Source organism: Paraburkholderia sp. BL9I2N2 (assembly GCF_004339745.1).
Taxonomy (GTDB): domain Bacteria; phylum Pseudomonadota; class Gammaproteobacteria; order Burkholderiales; family Burkholderiaceae; genus Paraburkholderia.
The window spans coordinates 1,398,939-1,418,852 of the sequence record NZ_SMGP01000002.1; the positions used below are offsets into that span (position 1 = coordinate 1,398,939).

The following is a 19,914-nucleotide window of genomic DNA, read 5'->3' on the forward strand; positions in this document are numbered from 1 at the left end:
CGCGCTGTTCGACCACGTGACCTCGTAGTCAAGGGGCTGTCGCGGCCGAGTTAGCTTACCAAGCGTATTAACTCATGCCGCTTCGACAAAGCAGACGATCGTTCAGTTGGGCAGTTCTGTCTTTAATCGGCCGCTGTCGCGTGCCGGCGACGTGCTTCGAGTTCAGCCACTGTGGTTCAAGCTGTCGCGGACCTGTCGAACACGGATGCGTCGCTCCTGGCGTTCAATGCGAATGTCCGTGGCCTCCGCCACCGCCCCAGTAGCGGCCGCCGCCCATACCTTGCCCGTGGTATCCGTGGCCACCCCAGCTGCCATGACCGCCCCAACTGCCATGACCGCCCCAACCGCCTCGATATCCGTGCCCCCAGTAGCCGTGGTGGCCCCAGTAGCCATATCGGCCGCCTCCATAGCAGCAACCGCCCCAATAGCCGAAGCTCAGTGACACCGATGGTCCCCACCACGCGGGCGAGCCGTAGTACGGATACGGATACGGGTACGGATACGCGACCGGGTAATACGCAGGCGCGACGAAGACGGGCACGGCTGGCGCGGCATAGGTATTCGTCGATGCAATCGCATCCGACGTAACCGCGCCAGTTGCCGCTGCGTCGGCCACCGAGAACGGATATTGCTGCTGGTCGGCCGGCGCCGGCACAGTGCCGTACGGAACGTAGCCATAGGGCACGTAATAGTAGCAACCGGACAAGGCTGCGGACAGGACCGCCAACGCAACGGCGCCGCCCGCGCGCGACGTTGCATCCAGCGTTTTCATGACGTGCTCCAAGGTCTGACGCGACGCAGCACGCTGCGTCACGCCTTTAATACAGTCAGCTTACTCCAGAATACGGGATGCCTCTGCGCCTCAGGGTTCAAGGAGACCACGCATCGGATCCGGGGCGGTGCGCCCCGTCGCGAAGGGTCGGCGATTCATCGGTGGTCGCGGCGGACCGGACCCACGCGAGGCGAACGATGCTCGCTCCTCGATTCATGAGCGCGTCTATCCGGTTAGACTTGTTTCACCTCAACGCTCGAAAGGTCCACGACATGCCGAATAGCTCGGAAATCAAGGCTCTCTTATTCGACGTCTTCGGGACGGTTGTCGATTGGAGAAGTGGTGTCGCTCGCGATGCCGGTCAGTTTCTCAGCCGCCATGCTGTGCCGATTGACGCATTTGAGTTTGCGGACGCGTGGCGACGCCAATACGCGCCCGCAATGGAGGAGATACGGAGCGGGCGGCGGCAGTTCGTCCGGCTTGACGTATTGCACAGGGAAAACCTGGTCAAAGTCATGACCGACTATGGCGTCGACATCCGTTCAATTTCCACCGAAGAACTCGATGAACTGAATCACGCCTGGCATCGCCTCGACCCGTGGCCTGATTCCGTCGAAGGGTTGCTGAGACTCAAGCGCCGCTTCATGATCGCCCCGCTCTCGAACGGAAACATCAGGCTGATGATGGATATGGCGAAACGGGCCGCGCTTCCGTGGGACGCCATTCTCGGAGCGGAAGTCGTTCGGGCGTACAAGCCGTCGCCACAGGTCTACGTCGACACCGTCGAAATCCTTGGTTTGAAGCCTGCGGAAGTTTGCATGGTTGCGGCTCATAACGGCGACCTGGCGGCGGCACGTCAATGTGGCTTGAAGACGGCCTTCGTCGTGCGGCCCGTCGAACACGGTCCCGGCCAACGGAGCGACCTGCATGCCGAACAGACCTGGGACTTCGTAGCAGCGGATATGAACGACCTGGCTACGAAGCTCGGCTGCCCCACGTAGCACCTCGGATGCCCGCGATGGCATCGTCCTTCTCTTCGCATCCAAAACTCCGGTCCCTAAGCTCGTCGCCGATATTGGCAACCGAGCCGCCCGACCTTTGCGTCCGCGCCTTGAGGGACAGGTTGGGGTCATCCTGCGGCTGACGGCTCGGGAACACCGCTTGCGCGCATCTGGAGTACCTTTTTTTGAAGGAGGTGAATCATGGGCTCAATCAACCCGCAAGGTGACACCCGGCGCGGCGCCGACATCGTCGGCAGCGGTATGGGCGAGGGTCCGGGGCCGGACATCATGGCCGCAGCAACGCTCGACGGGAACAAGGTCATGTCCTCTGATGGCGAACACGTTGGAAAAATTTCAGACATCATGCTCGACGTCAGGAACGGACGCATCGCCTACGCAGTACTTTCAGAAGGCGGCTTCCTCGGAATGGGTTCAAACCTGCATGCCATCCCGTGGAGTGCATTGACTCTGGATACGGACGAGAAGTGCTTCGTCGTCGACATCTCCGCACAGCGCCTGAAGGACGAGCCGGGTTTCGACAAGGATCACTGGCCGTCGATGGCAGACGCGAAGTGGGGAGAGTCGACGTACAGCTACTACAATCGGCAGCCGTACTGGGCCGCGACCCATGAAGTGGTGGAAAACGATCCTGCCATCAGACCGAGCGAGCACTGAACAACAACGGGTAAGCCGTGTCAGGCGGACGGCTAATCTGTCGCTCTAGCTGGCGCTTACGCCACCGCGTCTCACTGCGGTGCGCGTAAGCGCATCGAATAAAGCATCGACGTCAGACCGGATTCAATGCAGGCCGCTCATCGAGCACCGCGGCGACATTGTCGAGTGCCGTGAAGCCCATCTGGTCACGGGTCTCGATCGTGGCGCTGGCCATATGGGGCGTCAGGAACACGTTGTCGAGTCCTGCGAACCGCCTGTCGACATTGGGCTCGTTCCGGTACACGTCCAACCCCGCGCCGAACAGATGCCCCGAAGTCAGCCACGCTCGACAAGAATCGGGTGTTCAAGGTGGTGGAGCGCTGAGGAGTCATACAGCCCGATCTCCGCTGAAACGGAAAAGTTTCGACGCCATCTGTCGATTTTGCGCGCACTCATTCGTCGTAGTGTTGAAGGCGCCGAATGCCTTCCGACATAAACCGGGACTCATCGTTTGGACAGGAGAATCGAAATGCGCGTAATGGTCATGGTCAAAGCGACCGCCGAATCCGAAGCAGGTCAAATGCCCAGCACGGAACTCATCGCGGCGATGGGCCGATATAACGAAGAACTGGTCAAGGCCGGGATCATGCTCGGCGGCGACGGACTCAAACCGAGTTCGAAGGGCGTGCGCGTGAGATTTTCCGGCAAGGACCGGACCGTCGTCGACGGCCCGTTTGCCGAAACCAAGGAGCTGATCGCGGGCTACTGGATCTGGCAGGTGCAATCAATGGACGAAGCGATCGAATGGGTACGCCGCTGCCCGAACCCGATGCCAAGCGAGTCGGAAATCGAAATTCGCCCGTTCTTCGAGGCCGCGGACTTTGGCGAGGCGTTCACGCCCGAGCTTCAGGAAAACGAAGAGCGCCTGCGCCAGCAAATTGAATCCAATCAAGGCAAAAAATAAGGAAACACTCCGCGCGCCCAATCGTTGCCGCCTTCCGTCACACGCCTTCGACGAGAACGGCGCGGTAACGCGCGCCCTTGAACCGGTGCTGCACGACCTCCTGATAGGCCGGGCTGTCGTACCACGCACGCGCGGCCGCCGTCGACGGAAATTCAGCGATTACGACGCCCTCTGGCGCGTCGCCCTCAAGAACCTGCTGAGGTCCGTATGCGGCGAGCAGCTTGACGGGATGACCCTTGAAGGTCTCGCCCACCTTGCTTTGATAGATGTCGAGCTCACTCTGATCCTGCGTGCTTTCTTTCGTGAAGACGATATAAGTCGCCATAAGGTACGCTCCTGAGGTGATGTGAAGATGCGCACGATGATCCTTGCGAGCGTATTGGACCTCGATACGCAGCGTCGGCGCATAGTCGAACTTGCATCCTCCATTCTAACGCCGCGATCGCTATCCCACTGTCGTAGCATGAATCGCCTTGACGACCTCATCGGTGAAGCGGGTGTCGCCCTCTTCGATGTCTGCGGACAAGCGCACGGTGATCTCCTGCAAGAGCCAACCGTTGCCATCCGGATCGCTGAACGAAGCGTACGAGGCATAACTTTGCCGTTGCGGATTCAGGCCGCTAACCACGCATTTCGCGTCGGCATGGTGGAACACGCCGCCCGTGTCGTGGAATGGCTTGCTGATCTCGATGCCACGACGGAGCAGTTCATTGCGCGCGGCCACGATGTCGGAGACGACGAGGTGAAGCGCCTGGACTGAGCCCGGCGCCGCGGCGGTAACGTTCGTGCCGAACATGACTGAACATGCGGAGCCGGGCGGCGTGTACTGGATCACGCGGTAGTCGTCCCCTGCCTTGAAGTCGAGATCGAGCCGCCAACCCAACTCGCCATAAAAGCGCTTGGCGCGATCGACGTCCGAGACAGGGATCACGACGATCTCGAGCTTCATGTCGAACGCGCCGGCGTCCAGGGTCCCCACTGCGCGTTCGCTCCGCATTGGAATGTTGCTCATGTCTGGCTCCTGAGAGGCGTTGACTACCGGTTCCCCGTTCACGGCTTCGGGTATGTGGAACCACAATATGTGAAAACGCAACGTGAAAACACGGCGCGTGACGACACAATCTTTTGCATTGATGCCAGCGTGAAAACAGCAGCGTCGCGGGCATTGCGCCACGGCGTCGCCCGGTCGAACAGCGAAGCGCTGCGCATACCATTGCATGGTCCAGGCAATACCTTCGTGTGATGGCGCGGCGCGGGAGCCGGACCAGAATACAAGCGTTCCTCGCATGCGGCGGCAATGGGAGGCCGCGATGACAGCGTCCTCTTCACCGCGCCCGGCGGCCCCATCTTCCAGGCCCGCGCGCGCCAATTTCCCCGCAAGGCGAGGACCACGTACACCTACTCCGAGCAACGACTTTCATCTCAAGCTTGCCCTGCGGCGAAGCCGCGTTTAGACACTGGCCTCAATGAACGGAGACTGCAATGAAAATCCTGTTGGTTTTGACTTCGCACAACGTGCTTGGAGATACCGGCAAGCCGACCGGCTTCTGGCTCGAAGAATTCACGGCTCCCTACTATGCGTTCACGGATGCCGATGCAGAGGTCACCGTGACCTCACCCAAGGGTGGCCATCCACCGATCGATCCCAGAAGCGACGACCCCGACAATCAGACCGACTCGATGCTCCGCTTCAAGAAAGATCCTGCGACCCAGAAGGTGTTGGCCAACAGCGTCAAGCTCGCCGATGTCAAAGCGGCCGACTACGATACGATTTTCTACGCCGGTGGTCATGGCCCGATGTGGGATCTGACCAATGACAAAAACTCGATCGCCTTGATCGAGGATTTCTACAACGCCGGCAAGCCGGTCGCCGCCGTCTGTCATGGCCCTTGTGTTCTGCTCAAGGCGACCTACGAGGGGCAGCCTCTCGTCAAGGGAAAGCGCGTCACCTGCTTTACCAATGATGAGGAAGAAGCCGTCGGCCTCACCAAGGTCATGCCCTTCCTCGTCGAAGATGAACTCAAGCGTCTGGGCGGCCACTTTGAAAAGGTGGCCAACTGGGCCGTGCTCACCATTGTCGACGGACGGCTGATCACCGGCCAGAACCCGGCCTCATCTGGTCCGACTGCCAGGGAACTGCTGAAGGTTCTGCAGGCCTAGTCCCAATCGGGCGCGGGCCGCGAAGCCCGCGCATATGTCGGCGATAGGAGTCCCCAATGAACGCAACCACGAACCCCGTTCAGATTAGCGTGGCCCGGCGATCCGCGGCCTATTGGCGTGTCACGATCGACAACCCGCCGATCAACGTCATGGGGCCGCCAATGGTCCAGCAGTTTCAGGAACTCATCAACGCGCTCGAAACCGACGAGCATGTGAAGGTCGTGGTCTTCGATAGCGCGGTGGACGGCTACTTCCTGAATCACTCCGATTTCCTGGCCAGGCTCGAGGATCTGACCGCCATGCCGCCCGGCCCCACAGGCTTACCGCAGTGGCCGGACTTCCTCGTGCGCCTGACGCGCGCGCCCGTCGTCTCCATCGCCCTGATCCGCGGCCGGGCGACGGGCAATGGCAGCGAGATCACGCTCGCCTGCGACATGAGTTTCGCCAGTCGGGAAAAGGCGCTGCTCTCGCAATGGGAGGTGGGCGTCGGGATGGTCGCCGGCGGCGGCCCCATGGCCCGACTGCCCCAGCTCATTGGCCGTAACCGCGCACTGGAGGTGCTTCTGGGTTCTGAAGACCTCCGTGCCGACCAGGCAGAGGCCTATGGCTATGTGAACCGGGCACTGCCCGATGCCGACCTCGACGCATTCGTGGATGCGTTGGCAACCCGGATCGCCGGGTTTGACAAGTGGGCCATCGCCAACACCAAGCGCCTCGTCAACACTTCTCTGCCGCCGGACGTGGAGCTCGGCGCCGGGTGGGACGCGTGCATCGCGTCATTGGGGCGGCCCGCCGCGCAGGAAAATATCAAGGCGCTACTGGCGCGTGGCTTTCACAAGCCGGGCGATGTCGAAGATCGGCTCGGATACTACGTCGGCCAGCTCGCGCACTAAGCCGGCGCGCGAGACGCTCTCTCGCTGCTTTGGAAAAAGCTCGCACGTGGTAGCTGAGAAATCTATCGCGGCGGCGGCATCAGCGTCGCTCGCCCGGATGAATTTCTTTTTCGATAAATGTTTTTTTCGGCGCACATGCCGCCCTTCATCGAAAGCCGAATGAAAAAAAGAAATCACGTGGTGGTCATATCGCGTCTCTAACGTCTGCGGCACGGTAAGAGTGACAACTTTGTCGCCGCCGTCCATGGAGACTAAAGAGATGACGCGTGCCCTGTTCCCCGTCACAGCAACTCTGAAAGCGCTCGCCGCCGCGGCGATCATCGGCCTCGCTTCGGCCAGCGTGCAAGCCGACGTGCCCGATCCCACCACGCAGATCACGCAAAGCGGCTACTCGCCCGTGTATGTCGGCGTCGATGCCGAAATGGCGACCGTGCCGTCGAATGCCGTGACTACGGGCGGCAAGCCGACCGTGAGCCGCGCATACGTGATGCGCATCGATTTGCGCGCGCCGGGCGTGAGCGTCGAAACGACCGGGCATAGCGGCCCGCTGATGACGACGTCGGAAACGATTTCGCAATTCGCCGCGCGCACCGGTGTGCGGCTCGCAGTCAACGCGAACTTTTTCGCGCCGTGCTGCGCGACGACGCCGGAGCCGAAGTCGATCATCGGCTTGCTGGTGTCGCACGGCCAGATCGTGAGCCCGCTGACCAGCGACCCGACGCAAAGTGAAGCGGTACTTGCGATCACGCGGCAGGGCCGCGCGTATATCGCCGAAGCGCCGCAGATTTCAGCGCAGGATCTGAAGCTGATCGATACGGCGGTCGCCGGCTCGGCGATTCTGCTGAAAAACGGCCAGGACGTCAGCGCGCAAAGCCCGAACGAAGGCGATCCGCTTAATCCGAATCCGCGCACACTGGTCGGCCTGTCGCAACAGGGGCGCTTTCTCTATCTCGTCGTGATCGACGGACGCGTCGCGGGTTATTCGACGGGCACGACCAACGCGCAATCGGCGCAACTGATGAAGGCGATCGGCGCGGACGACGCGATCAATCTCGACGGCGGCGGCTCGACCGAACTCGTGCGCGCCGACCAGATCGGCGTGCCGTTTATCGTCGATACACCGAGTGGCGGTGCGGAACGGCTCGACGCGTCGGCGATCGGCGTGCATGCGTTGAAGCTGCCGGACTTGCCGGGCCTGCCGTTTTGAGGCATTGAATAGTCGAAGCCGCATCAGCTTCAAAATGGCCGGGCGCTCACGCGTCCGGCTTTTTTCTTCTACATTTGGGGTAGATTGATCCCGACACTCGCGATCAGTCGAGCCGGTCGGTCGCAAATGATTTTCAGGCACGACACGTCTGGGCATCAGATTTGCTGCTGACTCATCCGGGCGTGCGTAACGTGTCTTCCGACGCTCGCTAACCTGAATGTCCGACACCCCGGCGAATCGATCGCCAATGGTTCCAAATCCTGCTTCAGCCTGCCGCCCGGCCGCGCCGATTGTCGCCGGATGGGGGCCTCTCTCGCCATGAGGAGAACGCATGATGCAACAGACCGCCTCCAACACCACGCAACAGAGCGCCGACCCCGACGCAGCCCGAACCGGCCGCCAGCCTTCCGCGAACGCGACGATGCCAGTCGAGTTGACCGTCAACGGCAATCTCTACACGCTGTCGCTCGATCCGCGCACCACGCTGCTGGACGCGCTGCGCGAGCATCTGCACCTCACCGGCACGAAAAAGGGTTGCGACCACGGCCAATGCGGCGCGTGCACGGTGCACGTGAACGGACGGCGCGTGAATGCGTGCCTGTCGCTCGCCGGCACGCACGCCGGCGACGAAATCACCACCATCGAAGGCATTGGTCAGCCCGAAGCGCTGCATCCGATGCAGGCCGCGTTTGTAGAATGCGACGGCTATCAGTGCGGCTACTGCACGTCGGGCCAGATCATGTCCGCCGTCGCGCTGCTCGATGAAGCGGTCGGGCCGGGCGACGCCGAAGTGCGCGAAGCGATGAGCGGCAATCTGTGCCGCTGCGGCGCCTACCAGAACATCGTCGCGGCAATCCAGCGCGTGCGCGGCCAGTCCTGAGGAGCGCCATCATGGAAATCTTCCAGTTGTCGCGCGCCAACGGCGTGCGTGAGGCGATCGCGGCGGGCGCGGCTTCGGCAACGGCCCAGCAGGGCGCACAAGTGCGCTTTCTCGCGGGCGGCACGACATTGCTCGACCTCATGAAGCTCAACGTCGAGCGGCCGACGCGGGTCATCGACATCAGCCGGCTGCCGCTAGACCGTATCGAAGCACTGCCCGATGGCGGCGTGAAGATCGGCTCGATGGCGCGCAATGCGGACCTGGCACTGCATCCGCTGATCCGCACACCGTATGCGGTGCTGTCGCAGGCGCTGCTCGCGGGAGCCTCGGCGCAATTGCGAAACATGGCGACGACCGGCGGCAACCTGCTGCAACGCACGCGCTGTGTGTACTTTCGCGACACCGCGATGCCATGCAACAAGCGCGAGCCGGGCTCGGGCTGTCCGGCGATCCAGGGATTCAATCGCACGCTCGCGATTCTCGGTGCCAGCGACGCCTGCATCGCGACCAACCCGTCGGATATGAACGTCGCCCTGACCGCGCTCGACGCGACCATTCACGTCGAAGGAACGGACGGCGCGCGCAGCATCGCGATCGACGACTTCTTCGTGTTGCCAGGCGCGACGCCGCAGCGCGAGAACGTGCTCGACGCAGGCGACCTTATCACGCACGTGACCCTGCCGCCTCTACCAGCGGGCGCGCGCTCGGTTTACCTGAAGCTGCGCGATCGCGCGTCGTACGAGTTCGCACTGGCGTCGGCCGCCGTGGTCATGACGCTCGACGGTGGACACATCGGACATGTGCGCGTCGCACTCGGCGGCGTCGGCACGCGGCCTTGGCACGCGCTCGAAGCGGAAGCCGTGCTGCGCGGCGCAACGCCCGATGCCGCGACCTTCCGCAAGGCCGCGGACGCCGCGCTAGCGAACGCGAAGCCGCAAAGTCAGAACGGCTTCAAAGTCGAGTTGGCGCGCCGCTGCATCGTCCATGCGCTGACCCAGGCTACGGCCACGCCCTGAACCGCCGATCGAGAGGAACGCCCCATGTCTACCTTATCCGACTCCGTGCTGTCCGTGATCGGACGGCCTCAAGCGCGTATCGACGGACCGCTGAAGGTCAGCGGCAGCGCAGCCTATACCTCCGATATCGATTTGCCCGATCTGCTGGTTGCCGTGCCGGTGTGCAGCACGATCGCAAGCGGCCGGCTCGTGTCGCTCGACATCGCGGACGCCGAGGCGATGCCCGGCGTACACGCGGTGCTGCATCGAGACAATATCGGCCGCTTCTACCGGCTTTCCGGCAACTCGATGGAGACCGGCTTCGTGGACGAAGCACGGCCGCCCTTCGAGGACGACATCATCCGCTACTACGGCCAGTACATCGCTGTCGTGATCGCGGATACCTTCGAGGCGGCGAGCGCGGCGTCGGCTGCGATCGGGGCTCGCTACGAAATCACGCCGCACGACGTGCGCGACGAACTGGAGGCCGACGACAAGCCGAAGGTCGAGAGCGAGCGTGGCGACCCGGATCGTGCGTTCGACGCCGCGCCGGCGACGCTCGACGCAACCTACGTCACGCCCACGGAAACGCACAACCCGATCGAACTGCACGCGTCGATCGCGGACTGGGACGGTGAGAACTACACATTTTACGAGACCACGCAGGCCATTTCGGTCCACCTGGGCACGCTCTCGCAGATGCTCGGCGTGCCGAAGGAAAAGATCCGCGTGATCTCCCGCTATCTCGGATCAGGCTTTGGGAGCAAGCTGTGGATGTGGCCGCACACGCTGCTCGCGGCAGCGGCGACGCGTCAGACCGGCCGTCCCGTGAAGCTGGTCGTGAGCCGCAAGATGATGTTCCAGAACGTCGGCCACCGCCCCGTGACTCAGCAGCGCATGCGGCTGTCGGCTGAACGCGACGGCAAACTCACCTCCGTGCAGCACGACTACGTCAACCACACCTCGATCGCCGACGAATACCAGGAAAGTTGCGGCGAAGTCACGCCGCTCATCTATAGCACGCCGAACCTGCGCGTGACCTCCGGCCTCGCGCGCCGGAACGTCGGCTCGCCGACGTCGATGCGCGGCCCAGGCGCCGTGCCCGGCCTGTACGCAGTCGAATCGGCGATCAATGAACTGGCGCATGTGCTGAACCTCGATCCCGTCGAATTGAGGCTGCGCAACGAACCGCGCGTCGACGAAAGCACGGGTTTGCCGTTCTCGTCACGGCATCTCGTCGAATGTTTGCGCACGGGCGCTGAGCGCTTCGGATGGTCGCAGCGGACGCCGGGCGTGGGATCGATGCAGCGCGACGGCCTGACTTTGGGCTGGGGCGTCGGCGCTTGTGTCTGGCCAGGCTTGCGCTTTTCCGCGGCTGCGAACGTCGATCTTCGAGCGGACGGCAGCGCCCGTGTTGTATGCGGCACACAGGACATCGGCACCGGCACCTACACGGTGCTCGCGCAACTGGTCGCCGAGGAGACCGGCATTCCCCTCACTCGCATCGAAGTCGGTCTCGGCGATTCGGTGTTACCGCTTGGACCCGTTTCGGGGGGCAGCGCGGCAACTGCATCGGTGATTCCGGCAGTGCTCGACGCGGTGCGTTCGGCCATCAAGCTGTTGCTGTCGCGTGCGGCGGCCGTCGATGGTTCACCGTTCAAAGGCGCCGCCGAAGATGCGCTCGCGTTCAGCGCGGGGCACGTGCATCGCAAGGGCGACGCGCCGGAGCGCGGCGTGCCGTTCGGCCAGATTCTCGAAGCAGCGAAGATGAGCGCGGCATCAGGCAGCGGCAGCGCCCAGGGCGGCTTCGACGATCCGCTCAAGAAACGCTTCTCCATCTATTCCTACGGCGCGCACTTCGCCGAAGTCACGTGGCAGCCGGAGATCGCGCGGTTGCGCGTGAGCCGCGTCGTCACGGTGATCGATGGCGGACGTATCATCAACCCGCGCGCCGCCCGCAACCAGATAGAAGGCGCAGTCGTGATGGGCGTCGGCATGGCGCTGTTCGAGCATACGACGTACGACAGGCAGACGGGCGCACCGATCAACAGCAACCTGGCCGATTACATCATCGCGTCGAATGCGGATACTCCCGAACTTGACGTGACCTTTCTCGATCATCCGGATACCGTGTTCAACGAACTCGGTGCTCGCGGGATTGCGGAAATTGGCCTCGCGGGCGTCGCGGCGGCGATTACCGATGCTACCTATCATGCAACCGGCGTGCGCGTGCGGAAGTTGCCGATCATGATCGAAGATCTGCTGGCTGCGGAAATGGCTTGAGGGCAGATGTCGTTGTAACGAGTGGCATGCTTCGACGTAAAGTTCTTCGCGTTGGAAACGCGTGGGATACGCTTGCGGCAATTAAAGGAAGTTTCGGCGCGGCGGCAAGAACCAGGCAAACGGCGAAGGAGGCACCGAGCCGTCGCAGCCATTTCCTAGAAGGATCAACTGCCGCTTCCAATGTTCATTGGAAGTCGTAGCCAGGAAAGCTATCCTAATAGCTTGTCTTCTGATGATCGAAGACGAACCAGGCATCGCACGCCGGGAATCGAAGGGAATGGTTCTGCCCTCCCGTGTGCTGGAGAACGCCATGAAGCCCATGCTCCAAACCCTGCGGGCCGCCGCACTGGTGGCCCTTGCATTGTGTCTCGCCGTCCCAAAGACCTTTGCCCAGGCGGCGCCTGGCGTGGTGGGTTCGTGGTCCTTGGTTTCGTTGACCGCCTCGAGAAGTGGTAGCGAAGTCGAAGTGCTCGGTCCGCACCCGGACGGCCAACTCATCTTCGGCACCGACGGCCGTTATGTTCTGCTCGGAGTTCGCGCAGACTTGCCGAAGTTCGCATCGGGTAACCGCTTATTGGGCACCACCGAAGAAAACCTACTCATCGTCCAAGGCAACTTCGCGCACTTCGGCACCTATACCGTCGATCCGGCCGGACAGGTGATCGTTTTCCACATTCAGAAAAGTACCTTTCCGAACTGGGACGGGGATGTTCAACGACGCCCATTCACCCTCGATGGCGACCGGCTGACCTACATCACGCCTGGGAGCTTCGGATATGGCGCATCGAAAGTCGTGTGGCAACGAATGAAGTAAGCAGCAGAACGCGAGGTTCATAACCTGAACCTCCAGCGGCGAGACCGGACAACGTAATCGCGTTCAGGTCGCCGTATCCCTCGCTATCGCGGACCTGGCGCCAAGCGCCGAGTCCGAGTGCGGCGCGCGTCAATCCGTCGTCAGGAATCACGAGGCGAATCTAAAGACCTTTCGTGTAAGCGAATTGTCGTCCATCATATTTAAGCCAGAACGATCATGCACCGTCATCGGAGTCGGCTTGACACGGTGGTGGCTGAACACGTCCCTCCGCAGCGGCGTCCGCTTAAAACGGTAGTTATGCCTGGCGACATCAGGGATTACCATGCTCGACGATTCGCCCCTAATCCGAAAAGAGTCGATGACGGCACACCAACGCTGGACCATTCTGGTCGCCAGTACCGGTGGAGCGCTCGAGGTATTCGATTTCGTTATCTTCGGATTCTTTGCAAGAAGCATCGGCAGCGAGTTCTTTCCGACAGGAACTGGCGTGCCGGCGGAGACGTTGTCGTTCACGGTGCTGGCCATTGGCTACCTTTCCAGGCCGGTGGGCGGCATCCTGCTTGGGCGGTTCGGCGACACGCACGGCCGGCGCCTTGTCTTCGTGTCGTCGGCGATGATCGCCTCCGTTTCTACGCTTCTCATCGGAATACTTCCTTCATACGCGGCATGGGGCGCGCTTGCCCCAGCGCTTCTTCTCATGCTGCGGCTCATCCAAGGTCTCTGCCTGGGCGGCGAGTTGCCAGGCGCAATCGTCTACGCGGTCGAAACCGCGCGCGGCAGGCCTGGTCTTCTGTGCGGCATCGTGTTCGTCGCGGTCAACCTGGCGTTGCTTCTGGCGACGAGCATTAACTTTGCTCTGCAATGGGCGCTCACACCCGCGCAGGTCAATGCATTCGGATGGCGGAGTGGCTTCCTGCTTGGTGGAATGGTCGGGCTGTTGAGCTTTGTCCTGCGCCGGACGCTTGCGGAGACCAACGAGTACGCGCAAGCGATCGGCGCCCGGCATCGCGAGCCTCTTGCCGTCCTGTTCCGCAACCATTTCGCTCCCCTGACGACAGGAACCGGCGCGTCTCTGTTGGCGGGTGCGTCGGGTGGCATCTTTATCGGCTTCGCACCAAGTTATCTGCAAAGGCTTCAATACGACACACACCAGATCGCGAGTGCCCAGATGTGGTATCTGGTCGTCGTGGCTGCCTGCATTCTCGTGACATCGCACGTTGGCGACCTGTTGCCGCGCCGTTATGTGTTCAGGTCGGGAACCGTTTTGTCCGCGCTTTTCGCGCCCTTCTTCTTCATTGCGGCCACCCGTCACTACGTGAGCCTGCCTGCGCTGTTCCTGATGGCCGGCGTCGTCAGCTCGTTTGCGAACGGAACCTTCGCGTGCGCGATCGCGGAAATGTTCCCCGTCGACGTCCGCTTCAGCGGTGTTGCCCACGTCCATGAATCTCGGACTGTCCGCGTCGCTGGGACTGACACCGCTCGCAGCGAATTTCCTCGTTTCGGGCCTGCACTGGATGCCTGCGCCCGCGCTCGTCATTGTGTTGTGCTCGGCGCTCGCGTTCGCGGCTTCATTCGGCATGAAGCGCGAGCGGCGGCGCTTCGACGTCGTCGCTGTGAACCGGAACTCGCGGTGGCAGGAGCGCAGATGAACACGCCAGAATCCGTCCGGATTGCGGATGTCGAACTGAACATCCAGCGCTACGAATTGCGCCGCGCAGGCGAGAAGGTCAGCCTCGAGCGCCTGCCGATGGAGTTGCTGATCCTGATGGCATCGCGCAACGGGGAACTCGTCACGCGTGCGGATATCGTGAGAGCCCTGTGGGGCGCGAACGCGTATCGGGAAACGGACAACTGCATCAATACGGCGATCCGGAAAATCCGCGTCGCGCTGCACGACGATCCGGTCAACCCGCAGCACATCATCACCGTGAAGGGCAAAGGCTATCGTCTGAACAACGTACGGCCCGCGCCGGCTGAATTGGCGCCCGCCCCGCAGGAAGCCGTGCGGATACTGGTACTGCCGTTCGAAAACCAGACCGGCGATTCCGGCCAGAACAGCTTCTGCGACGCGCTGGCCGACGAAACCTCCGCCAGTATCGGCATGCTCGATCCGGAGCACATCCTTGTCATTTCGAGGACGACCGCCGCTCACTGCAGACGGGTGAGCAAGAGTATTGCGGAGATCGCGCGCGAATTGTCGATCGATTACGTGCTGGAAGGCGCGCTCAAGCGGGACGGCACGAGGATTCGTATTCTGGCGCAACTGATCCGTTGCTTCGACCAGGTGCAGATCTGGAGTCGCGCGTATGAGCCGATGACGAGCGGAGCGCTGGAAATCCAGAAAGAGGTTGCAACGGCGCTCGCTCAGGAAGTATCGCCCGCGCTCGCGGAACAGCAACGGCACAGGCTGGCGCGACGTTTGCCGGTCGATCCGGCGGCGCACGACGCGTATCTGCGCGGCCGTTACTACTGGACCCGCCGCGTGCACTTCGATGCGGGGTTCGCCGCGCATCACGCGCTAAGTGACGAGGACTTCGTTCGCGCGCGCGGCTACTTCGAGCTCGCGATCGAACGGGATCCGACTTACGCGCTCGGATATGTGGGGATGTCGAACGTTTTAGGCGCCGCTGCGACGCACGGAGTGTGCGCACCGTCGGAGGGCCACCCGCGAGCGCGGCAGGCGGCGCTGCAAGCACTGGAACTGGATGCCAATCTTCCTGAGGCTCACCAGGCGCTGGCTGGCGTGCACTACTTCTATGACTGGGACTGGCGCCGGGCCGAGGAGGAGTTCCTCGAGGCATTACGGTTGAACCCGAGCCACGCCGAAACGAGCCGCCTGTATGCGCGGCTCCTGCTGGTGCTTGGGCGAGAAGCGGAAGGCAGAGCACAGTTCGAGCGTGCCGAGAAAGTCGACCCGCTCGGATTCGAAGGATCACGCGTATTCGGACTCGTGCAGGCGGGCAAATACGACGAAGTGATTCGGGAGTGCCTGAATGCGGGGCATGGCAATCGCTCCCCACTCGTCTATCAGCTACTGGCGACCGCATATGAAGGGCAGGGTCAATACGAGGAGGCCGTCGAAGCGACCGTTGATGCACTAACGCGGTGCGGCGAATTCGCCCGCGCGGAGACTATTCGCACGGTCTGGGACACCGGGGGTTATAAAAAAGTCCTTCAGTGGTATTTGCAGGACCTGATGACGAGACGTCAAAGGCGCTACACGTCGCCGCTTCTGTTCGCGGAAATTTATGCGAGGCTCGACCAGCCGGACGAGATGTTTCACTGGCTCGATGTTGCGCTTGTCGAACATTCGCCGCGCCTGTGCGAACTGCGTACCAATGCATGGTTCAATCGCTACCGGTCGACGGGGCGATTCCGGAACGTCGAGAAGCGTATCGGCTACTGAGCCCGGAGCATAGCCCCATCATTCGACGGACGGGCCCCGGTCGGCGCCGTAGCCTGCCCCGTTACGCGCGATGAGTGTATTCGCGGGCACTCATCGTGCGGGACGGCAGCCGCGCGAAGCTGTTGTGCGGCGCTCAGTGGTGGCGGAACGTACTAGTCCCGAAACGGCTTTGGTCCCCGGATTGCAGGGCGTTCAGGTCCGGATAGGTCTGCCGCGCCGGACTCATTGCCATTCCTGTTTCACCCCTCGACGCGTCGGTGACGCCACCGACATCCTGAACGGCCGGTGCGGTTCCCGATGGTACTGGTTTGTCTTGCGCCCACGCTTGTCCCAGGAACATGCCGATCGCGCAGAGGGCAACGATTCGAAGCGTTTTCATGTCAATTTCTCCTATCCACAAGTGCGGAAACGGTCAGTGCATTACCGGCCTTAGGGCGATCCCGGACGGTGCCCGCGAGGATGCGGCGTCGGGTTGCTATCGCTGTGTCAATCCTGCGATCAGAGCGTTCTTTGCGCCATCGACCCAGTCTAAAGAAATTGTTAACACGGGCCAGATTGCGGATCAGCGGAGCGTTGCCGCGCAGCATGCTCGTTTAAGGCGAGCGTGAATCTGGCGGGATCCCAGTCCTCGTCAAGTGCGCGGTGCATGAGTTCCTGTTGGCTCTCCGGCGCCAACCCGCCGACCGGCGGGTCGCGGTCGAGGTTGGTAGGGAACGGGTATCCCTCGGCGCAGGATGCGATTGCCGCGGCGGCTTCCGTGTCACTTATCCGCCCCGACGCGCGGCGCTCGCGCAGTACCGGATAAACCGCCTCGCACATTCTCCTGCGGTCGAGCACTTCCATCGCCCGGCCATAAGCCGACGAGACCTGCAAGAGATTCGCCATGCGTTGAATGTCCGTGGTGCGATTTTCGCCGGCCGCATGGAACAACGCGGGATTGAAAAACACGGCATCGCCCTTGGAGAGCGGCAGTTGGACGAAATGGGCTTCGAAATATTCCCGAAAATCGGCTCGGCGCCATGCCAGATATCCCTCGTCGTATCGCTGCGAATACGGCAGGAGCTTCGTCGGACCGCTCTCAACCGGCATGTCGCTATGCGCCACCGCGCCCTGCAGGGTGAGGAAGGCGGACATCCGATGCACGTGCGCAGGATAGCGTTCGGCCTTTTCAACCGTCTGGAAGCCGAGGTGGTAATCGCGATGCGCTTGTTGAGCAGCGCCGCCGGGGCGCACTACATTGACCTGTGACGTCATCTGGTAGGACGGTCCAAGCCACGCTTCCGACGCGATCATCAACATCGGATTTGAGAAATACTGCGCGAATACTTCGGGCGCTCGCAGGCAGAGCTTTTCCTGGGCGTTCCAGATCCGGTCATTCGCGCCCGCCTTTGCGAAATGGTCTGCCACACGCGATCCTTGCTCGCGCTCACTGCGAATAATCGATTCGAAGACGGCCGTCGCGTCGTCGACAGGCCCGGTATCGGCATATGCCCGCCGAAGCACCAGCACCCCTGCGCCCTCGTGAAGGACGCGAGCCCATTCCGCCTGCAACTGGGCTCTCTCGGACGCATCGTGTGTCATGCCATCGAGTTGCTGACAGTCGTAAACGGGAATGCGCTGTGTGATTTCCGCCGCATAGCGCGTCGAGCCGTTGTCATCGCCTTCCAGCAGAGCGACGAATTCATTCAGAGCGCAGTCGCGTTCGCGGTACCAACTCTGCCCTCGCTCTTCGATGCGATCCTCGCTGTGGCCCATGTCTCTCTCCCTCTGTACGTCACAGCATAGCGCCATGGACTGCCAACGGGGTATCATTAATCCATCAAAAACACCTCAAATCCGAGGGATCCGCCGTGGTTCACCACTTTCTTATCACGGACATAGCTCTACAGGCCGGGGGCGGGGTGGCAACAGTCGACCACGTACTCAATGGCCGCGCACACGCTCGTGAACATGCGCGCAAGCGCGTCGAGCAAGCAATCAAGGAGATCGAGAAGCAGGAACTACAGTTGTTTATCTGATCGAAGCTGTACATCGCAGGGCCGGCAATGCATGAAAGCGTTTGCCGTCCCGCGATAGCGTCGTGAAACATTTGATTCCACTCGACTAGCTTATGTTGCCGCCGCTCGATTTTGCGTTCGCAAGCTTCCTGACCGCCGCAGAGACACCTGCACCATAGGCCGGATCCGCAAGCCGGCAATGTTCGATATGCAACTGAACGACCGGGTCCGACACACCCTGCAGTGCACGCGCGGTGTTCTCGAACAACACTTGCTGTTGCCCGGGTGACATGTTGCGGAACAGAACGCCCGTTTGCGAGAAGTAGTCGTCGTCGACCCGATGATTCCAGTGATCCGCAGCGCCTTCCAGGCTCAGCGGCGGTTCGCGGTAGTCCGGCTGCTCGACCCACTCGCCACGCGTATTCGGTTCGTAGGAGATCGTGCCACCCTGGTTACCGTCAGTACGTCCTTGACCATCACGGTGATAGCTGTTGACGTAGCTCGCTCCCCTCGGCGCATTCACCGGAATCTGCGCATAGTTGACGCCCAGACGATAACGCTGCGTATCCCCGTAAGAGAAGAGTCGCCCTTGCAGCATCCGGTCCGGCGAGAAGCCGATTCCCGGTACGATGTTCGACGGCGCGAATGCAGCCTGCTCGACATCCGCAAAATGGTTGTCGGCGTTTCGATTGAGTTCCATCTCGCCAACTTCGATCAACGGATAATCAGACTTCGGCCATACCTTCGTGAGGTCGAACGGATTGATGCGGTACGAACCCGCTTGCTTCTCGGGCATGATCTGCACGAACAGCGTCCAGCGCGGGAAATCTTTGCGCTCGATGCTCTCATACAGATCGCGCTGATGTGATTCGCGATCCCGGCCAACCAAGGTCTCGGCCTCAGCGTCCGTCAGATTCTTGATACCTTGCTGCGTGCGGAAATGAAACTTGACCCAGAAGCGTTCATTTGCCGCGTTGATAAAGCTATACGTGTGGCTCCCAAAGCCGTGCATATGACGGAAAGAACTCGGCAGGCCGCGATCGCTCATGATGATCGTGATCTGATGCAACGCCTCGGGAAGCTGGGTCCAGAAATCCCATTGGTTCTGTGCGCTACGCATGCCAGTGCGAGGATCGCGCTTGATCGCATGGTTCAGGTCCGGGAACTTCAACGGGTCGCGAAAGAAGAACACCGGCGTGTTATTGCCGACGATGTCCCAGTTGCCTTCTTCGGTATAGAACTTCAATGCAAAGCCGCGAATGTCGCGTTCGGCGTCGGCCGCACCGCGTTCGCCGGCAACCGTCGAGAAGCGCGCGAACATTTCCGTGCTCTTGCCGATCTTCGAGAAAATCTTTGCGCGCGTATATTTCGTGATGTCGTGCGTCACAGTGAACGTGCCGAATGCGCCTGAACCCTTCGCGTGCATCCGCCGCTCCGGAATGACTTCACGATCGAAGTGCGCCAGTTTTTCGAGGAGCCACACATCTTGCAACAACGCCGGGCCGTTCGGACCCGCGGTCTGGATGTTCTGATTGTCGGCAACAGGTGCGCCAAATACCGTAGTCAACTTCCTCTTCATATTCATGTTCCTATCCTCGCATTGGGGTGATGAAAACCGATGCAAACAGTTGCGAATCGCAACCATCGTTTGACGATTCAAGAATAGCAGCGCTGTGCATCTGCCATGTTTGGAATTATTTACTGATTGGATAACAGAATACTAAGTCCCCGATGCCAGCTCATACGTCGAATAAGGACAATCTACGTGGGAAAACTGCCAGCACGCCTGCAGACCGTCTCACGTAGCCGATAGTCGCGACTTATGGAAGCGCTAGAAAATACGACTTGGACCCAAAGCGCGGAATTGGCGATGATTGGTCCACAGGGT

19 protein-coding genes and 1 pseudogene are annotated in these 19,914 nt (G+C 61.4%); 13 read left to right on the forward strand and 7 right to left on the reverse strand.

Translation table 11 applies throughout. The features are described from left to right. Positions 1 to 223 precede the first annotated feature (223 nt). Positions 224 to 772, reverse strand: a complete 549-nt coding sequence (locus tag B0G74_RS28200) for a hypothetical protein (RefSeq protein WP_132378438.1) — start codon at positions 770 to 772, stop codon at positions 224 to 226. A 272-nt stretch (positions 773 to 1,044) separates the two neighbouring features. Here B0G74_RS28200 and B0G74_RS28205 point away from each other — a divergent pair, with 272 nt between their 5' ends. Next, entirely contained in the window at positions 1,045 to 1,773 is a 729-nt protein-coding gene (locus tag B0G74_RS28205) for a haloacid dehalogenase type II (protein WP_132378440.1), read from the forward strand. Positions 1,774 to 1,974: 201 nt separating this feature from the next. Further along, positions 1,975 to 2,448, forward strand: a complete 474-nt coding sequence (locus tag B0G74_RS28210; protein WP_132378442.1) for a PRC-barrel domain-containing protein — start codon at positions 1,975 to 1,977, stop codon at positions 2,446 to 2,448. Positions 2,449 to 2,560: 112 nt separating this feature from the next. On the opposite strand, the pseudogene B0G74_RS28215 reads toward B0G74_RS28210, so the two are convergent. Continuing rightward, positions 2,561 to 2,767 (reverse strand): annotated as a pseudogene (locus B0G74_RS28215) (NAD(P)-dependent oxidoreductase); the annotation flags it as partial. A 189-nt stretch (positions 2,768 to 2,956) separates the two neighbouring features. Here B0G74_RS28215 and B0G74_RS28220 point away from each other — a divergent pair. Next, positions 2,957 to 3,391, forward strand: coding sequence for a YciI family protein (locus B0G74_RS28220; protein WP_132378444.1), 435 nt, complete (start codon positions 2,957 to 2,959; stop codon positions 3,389 to 3,391). 37 nt (positions 3,392 to 3,428) lie between these two features. Here B0G74_RS28220 and B0G74_RS28225 read toward each other — a convergent pair whose 3' ends face one another. Together B0G74_RS28225 and B0G74_RS28230 are read right to left on the reverse strand one after the other, a co-directional pair. After that, positions 3,429 to 3,716 (reverse strand): DUF1330 domain-containing protein, encoded by a 288-nt coding sequence (locus tag B0G74_RS28225; RefSeq protein ID WP_132378446.1) that lies wholly within the window; start codon positions 3,714 to 3,716, stop codon positions 3,429 to 3,431. 120 nt (positions 3,717 to 3,836) lie between these two features. Further along, positions 3,837 to 4,403, reverse strand: a complete 567-nt coding sequence (locus tag B0G74_RS28230; protein WP_132378448.1) for a VOC family protein — start codon at positions 4,401 to 4,403, stop codon at positions 3,837 to 3,839. A gap of 69 nt (positions 4,404 to 4,472) precedes the next feature. Between B0G74_RS28230 and B0G74_RS45870 the strand changes: the two genes are divergently transcribed. The 9 genes from B0G74_RS45870 (at position 4,473) to B0G74_RS46800 (ending at position 16,029) form a co-directional block, all read left to right on the forward strand. Further along, the gene (locus B0G74_RS45870) at positions 4,473 to 4,634 is read left to right on the forward strand and encodes a hypothetical protein (RefSeq protein WP_165923934.1); all 162 of its coding nucleotides are present in this window, start codon (positions 4,473 to 4,475) and stop codon (positions 4,632 to 4,634) included. A 239-nt stretch (positions 4,635 to 4,873) separates the two neighbouring features. Further along, positions 4,874 to 5,551: a type 1 glutamine amidotransferase domain-containing protein gene (locus B0G74_RS28235; protein ID WP_132378450.1), complete on the forward strand. Its 678-nt coding sequence runs from the start codon at positions 4,874 to 4,876 to the stop codon at positions 5,549 to 5,551. A 56-nt stretch (positions 5,552 to 5,607) separates the two neighbouring features. After that, complete coding sequence (locus tag B0G74_RS28240; protein ID WP_132378452.1) at positions 5,608 to 6,444, forward strand: enoyl-CoA hydratase/isomerase family protein; 837 nt, start codon at positions 5,608 to 5,610, stop codon at positions 6,442 to 6,444. 259 nt (positions 6,445 to 6,703) lie between these two features. After that, entirely contained in the window at positions 6,704 to 7,651 is a 948-nt protein-coding gene (locus tag B0G74_RS28245; RefSeq protein ID WP_165923935.1) for a phosphodiester glycosidase family protein, read from the forward strand. A gap of 421 nt (positions 7,652 to 8,072) precedes the next feature. Continuing rightward, on the forward strand, positions 8,073 to 8,531 hold the full coding sequence (locus B0G74_RS28250; RefSeq protein WP_243658373.1) for a 2Fe-2S iron-sulfur cluster-binding protein: 459 nt from the start codon (positions 8,073 to 8,075) through the stop codon (positions 8,529 to 8,531). 11 nt (positions 8,532 to 8,542) lie between these two features. Further along, positions 8,543 to 9,547 (forward strand): xanthine dehydrogenase family protein subunit M, encoded by a 1,005-nt coding sequence (locus B0G74_RS28255; protein WP_132378458.1) that lies wholly within the window; start codon positions 8,543 to 8,545, stop codon positions 9,545 to 9,547. Between the two features lie 24 nt (positions 9,548 to 9,571). Continuing rightward, entirely contained in the window at positions 9,572 to 11,809 is a 2,238-nt protein-coding gene (locus tag B0G74_RS28260; protein ID WP_132378460.1) for a xanthine dehydrogenase family protein molybdopterin-binding subunit, read from the forward strand. 310 nt (positions 11,810 to 12,119) lie between these two features. Further along, the gene (locus tag B0G74_RS28265; protein ID WP_243658323.1) at positions 12,120 to 12,623 is read left to right on the forward strand and encodes a lipocalin-like domain-containing protein; all 504 of its coding nucleotides are present in this window, start codon (positions 12,120 to 12,122) and stop codon (positions 12,621 to 12,623) included. A 358-nt stretch (positions 12,624 to 12,981) separates the two neighbouring features. Further along, positions 12,982 to 16,029: an MFS transporter gene (locus B0G74_RS46800; RefSeq protein ID WP_243658324.1), complete on the forward strand. Its 3,048-nt coding sequence runs from the start codon at positions 12,982 to 12,984 to the stop codon at positions 16,027 to 16,029. A 133-nt stretch (positions 16,030 to 16,162) separates the two neighbouring features. Here B0G74_RS46800 and B0G74_RS28280 read toward each other — a convergent pair whose 3' ends face one another. After that, the gene (locus B0G74_RS28280; RefSeq protein ID WP_132378464.1) at positions 16,163 to 16,408 is read right to left on the reverse strand and encodes a hypothetical protein; all 246 of its coding nucleotides are present in this window, start codon (positions 16,406 to 16,408) and stop codon (positions 16,163 to 16,165) included. 161 nt (positions 16,409 to 16,569) lie between these two features. After that, positions 16,570 to 17,784, reverse strand: coding sequence for a phytanoyl-CoA dioxygenase family protein (locus tag B0G74_RS28285; RefSeq protein ID WP_132378466.1), 1,215 nt, complete (start codon positions 17,782 to 17,784; stop codon positions 16,570 to 16,572). Between the two features lie 95 nt (positions 17,785 to 17,879). On the opposite strand from B0G74_RS28285, the gene B0G74_RS28290 reads away from it, so the two are divergent. Beyond that, complete coding sequence (locus B0G74_RS28290; RefSeq protein WP_132378468.1) at positions 17,880 to 18,047, forward strand: LacI family DNA-binding transcriptional regulator; 168 nt, start codon at positions 17,880 to 17,882, stop codon at positions 18,045 to 18,047. Between the two features lie 85 nt (positions 18,048 to 18,132). Here B0G74_RS28290 and B0G74_RS28295 read toward each other — a convergent pair whose 3' ends face one another. Continuing rightward, a complete protein-coding gene (locus B0G74_RS28295) occupies positions 18,133 to 19,611 on the reverse strand; it encodes a catalase (protein WP_132378470.1) in 1,479 nt (492 codons plus the stop codon). Between the last annotated feature and the right edge of the window lie 303 nt (positions 19,612 to 19,914).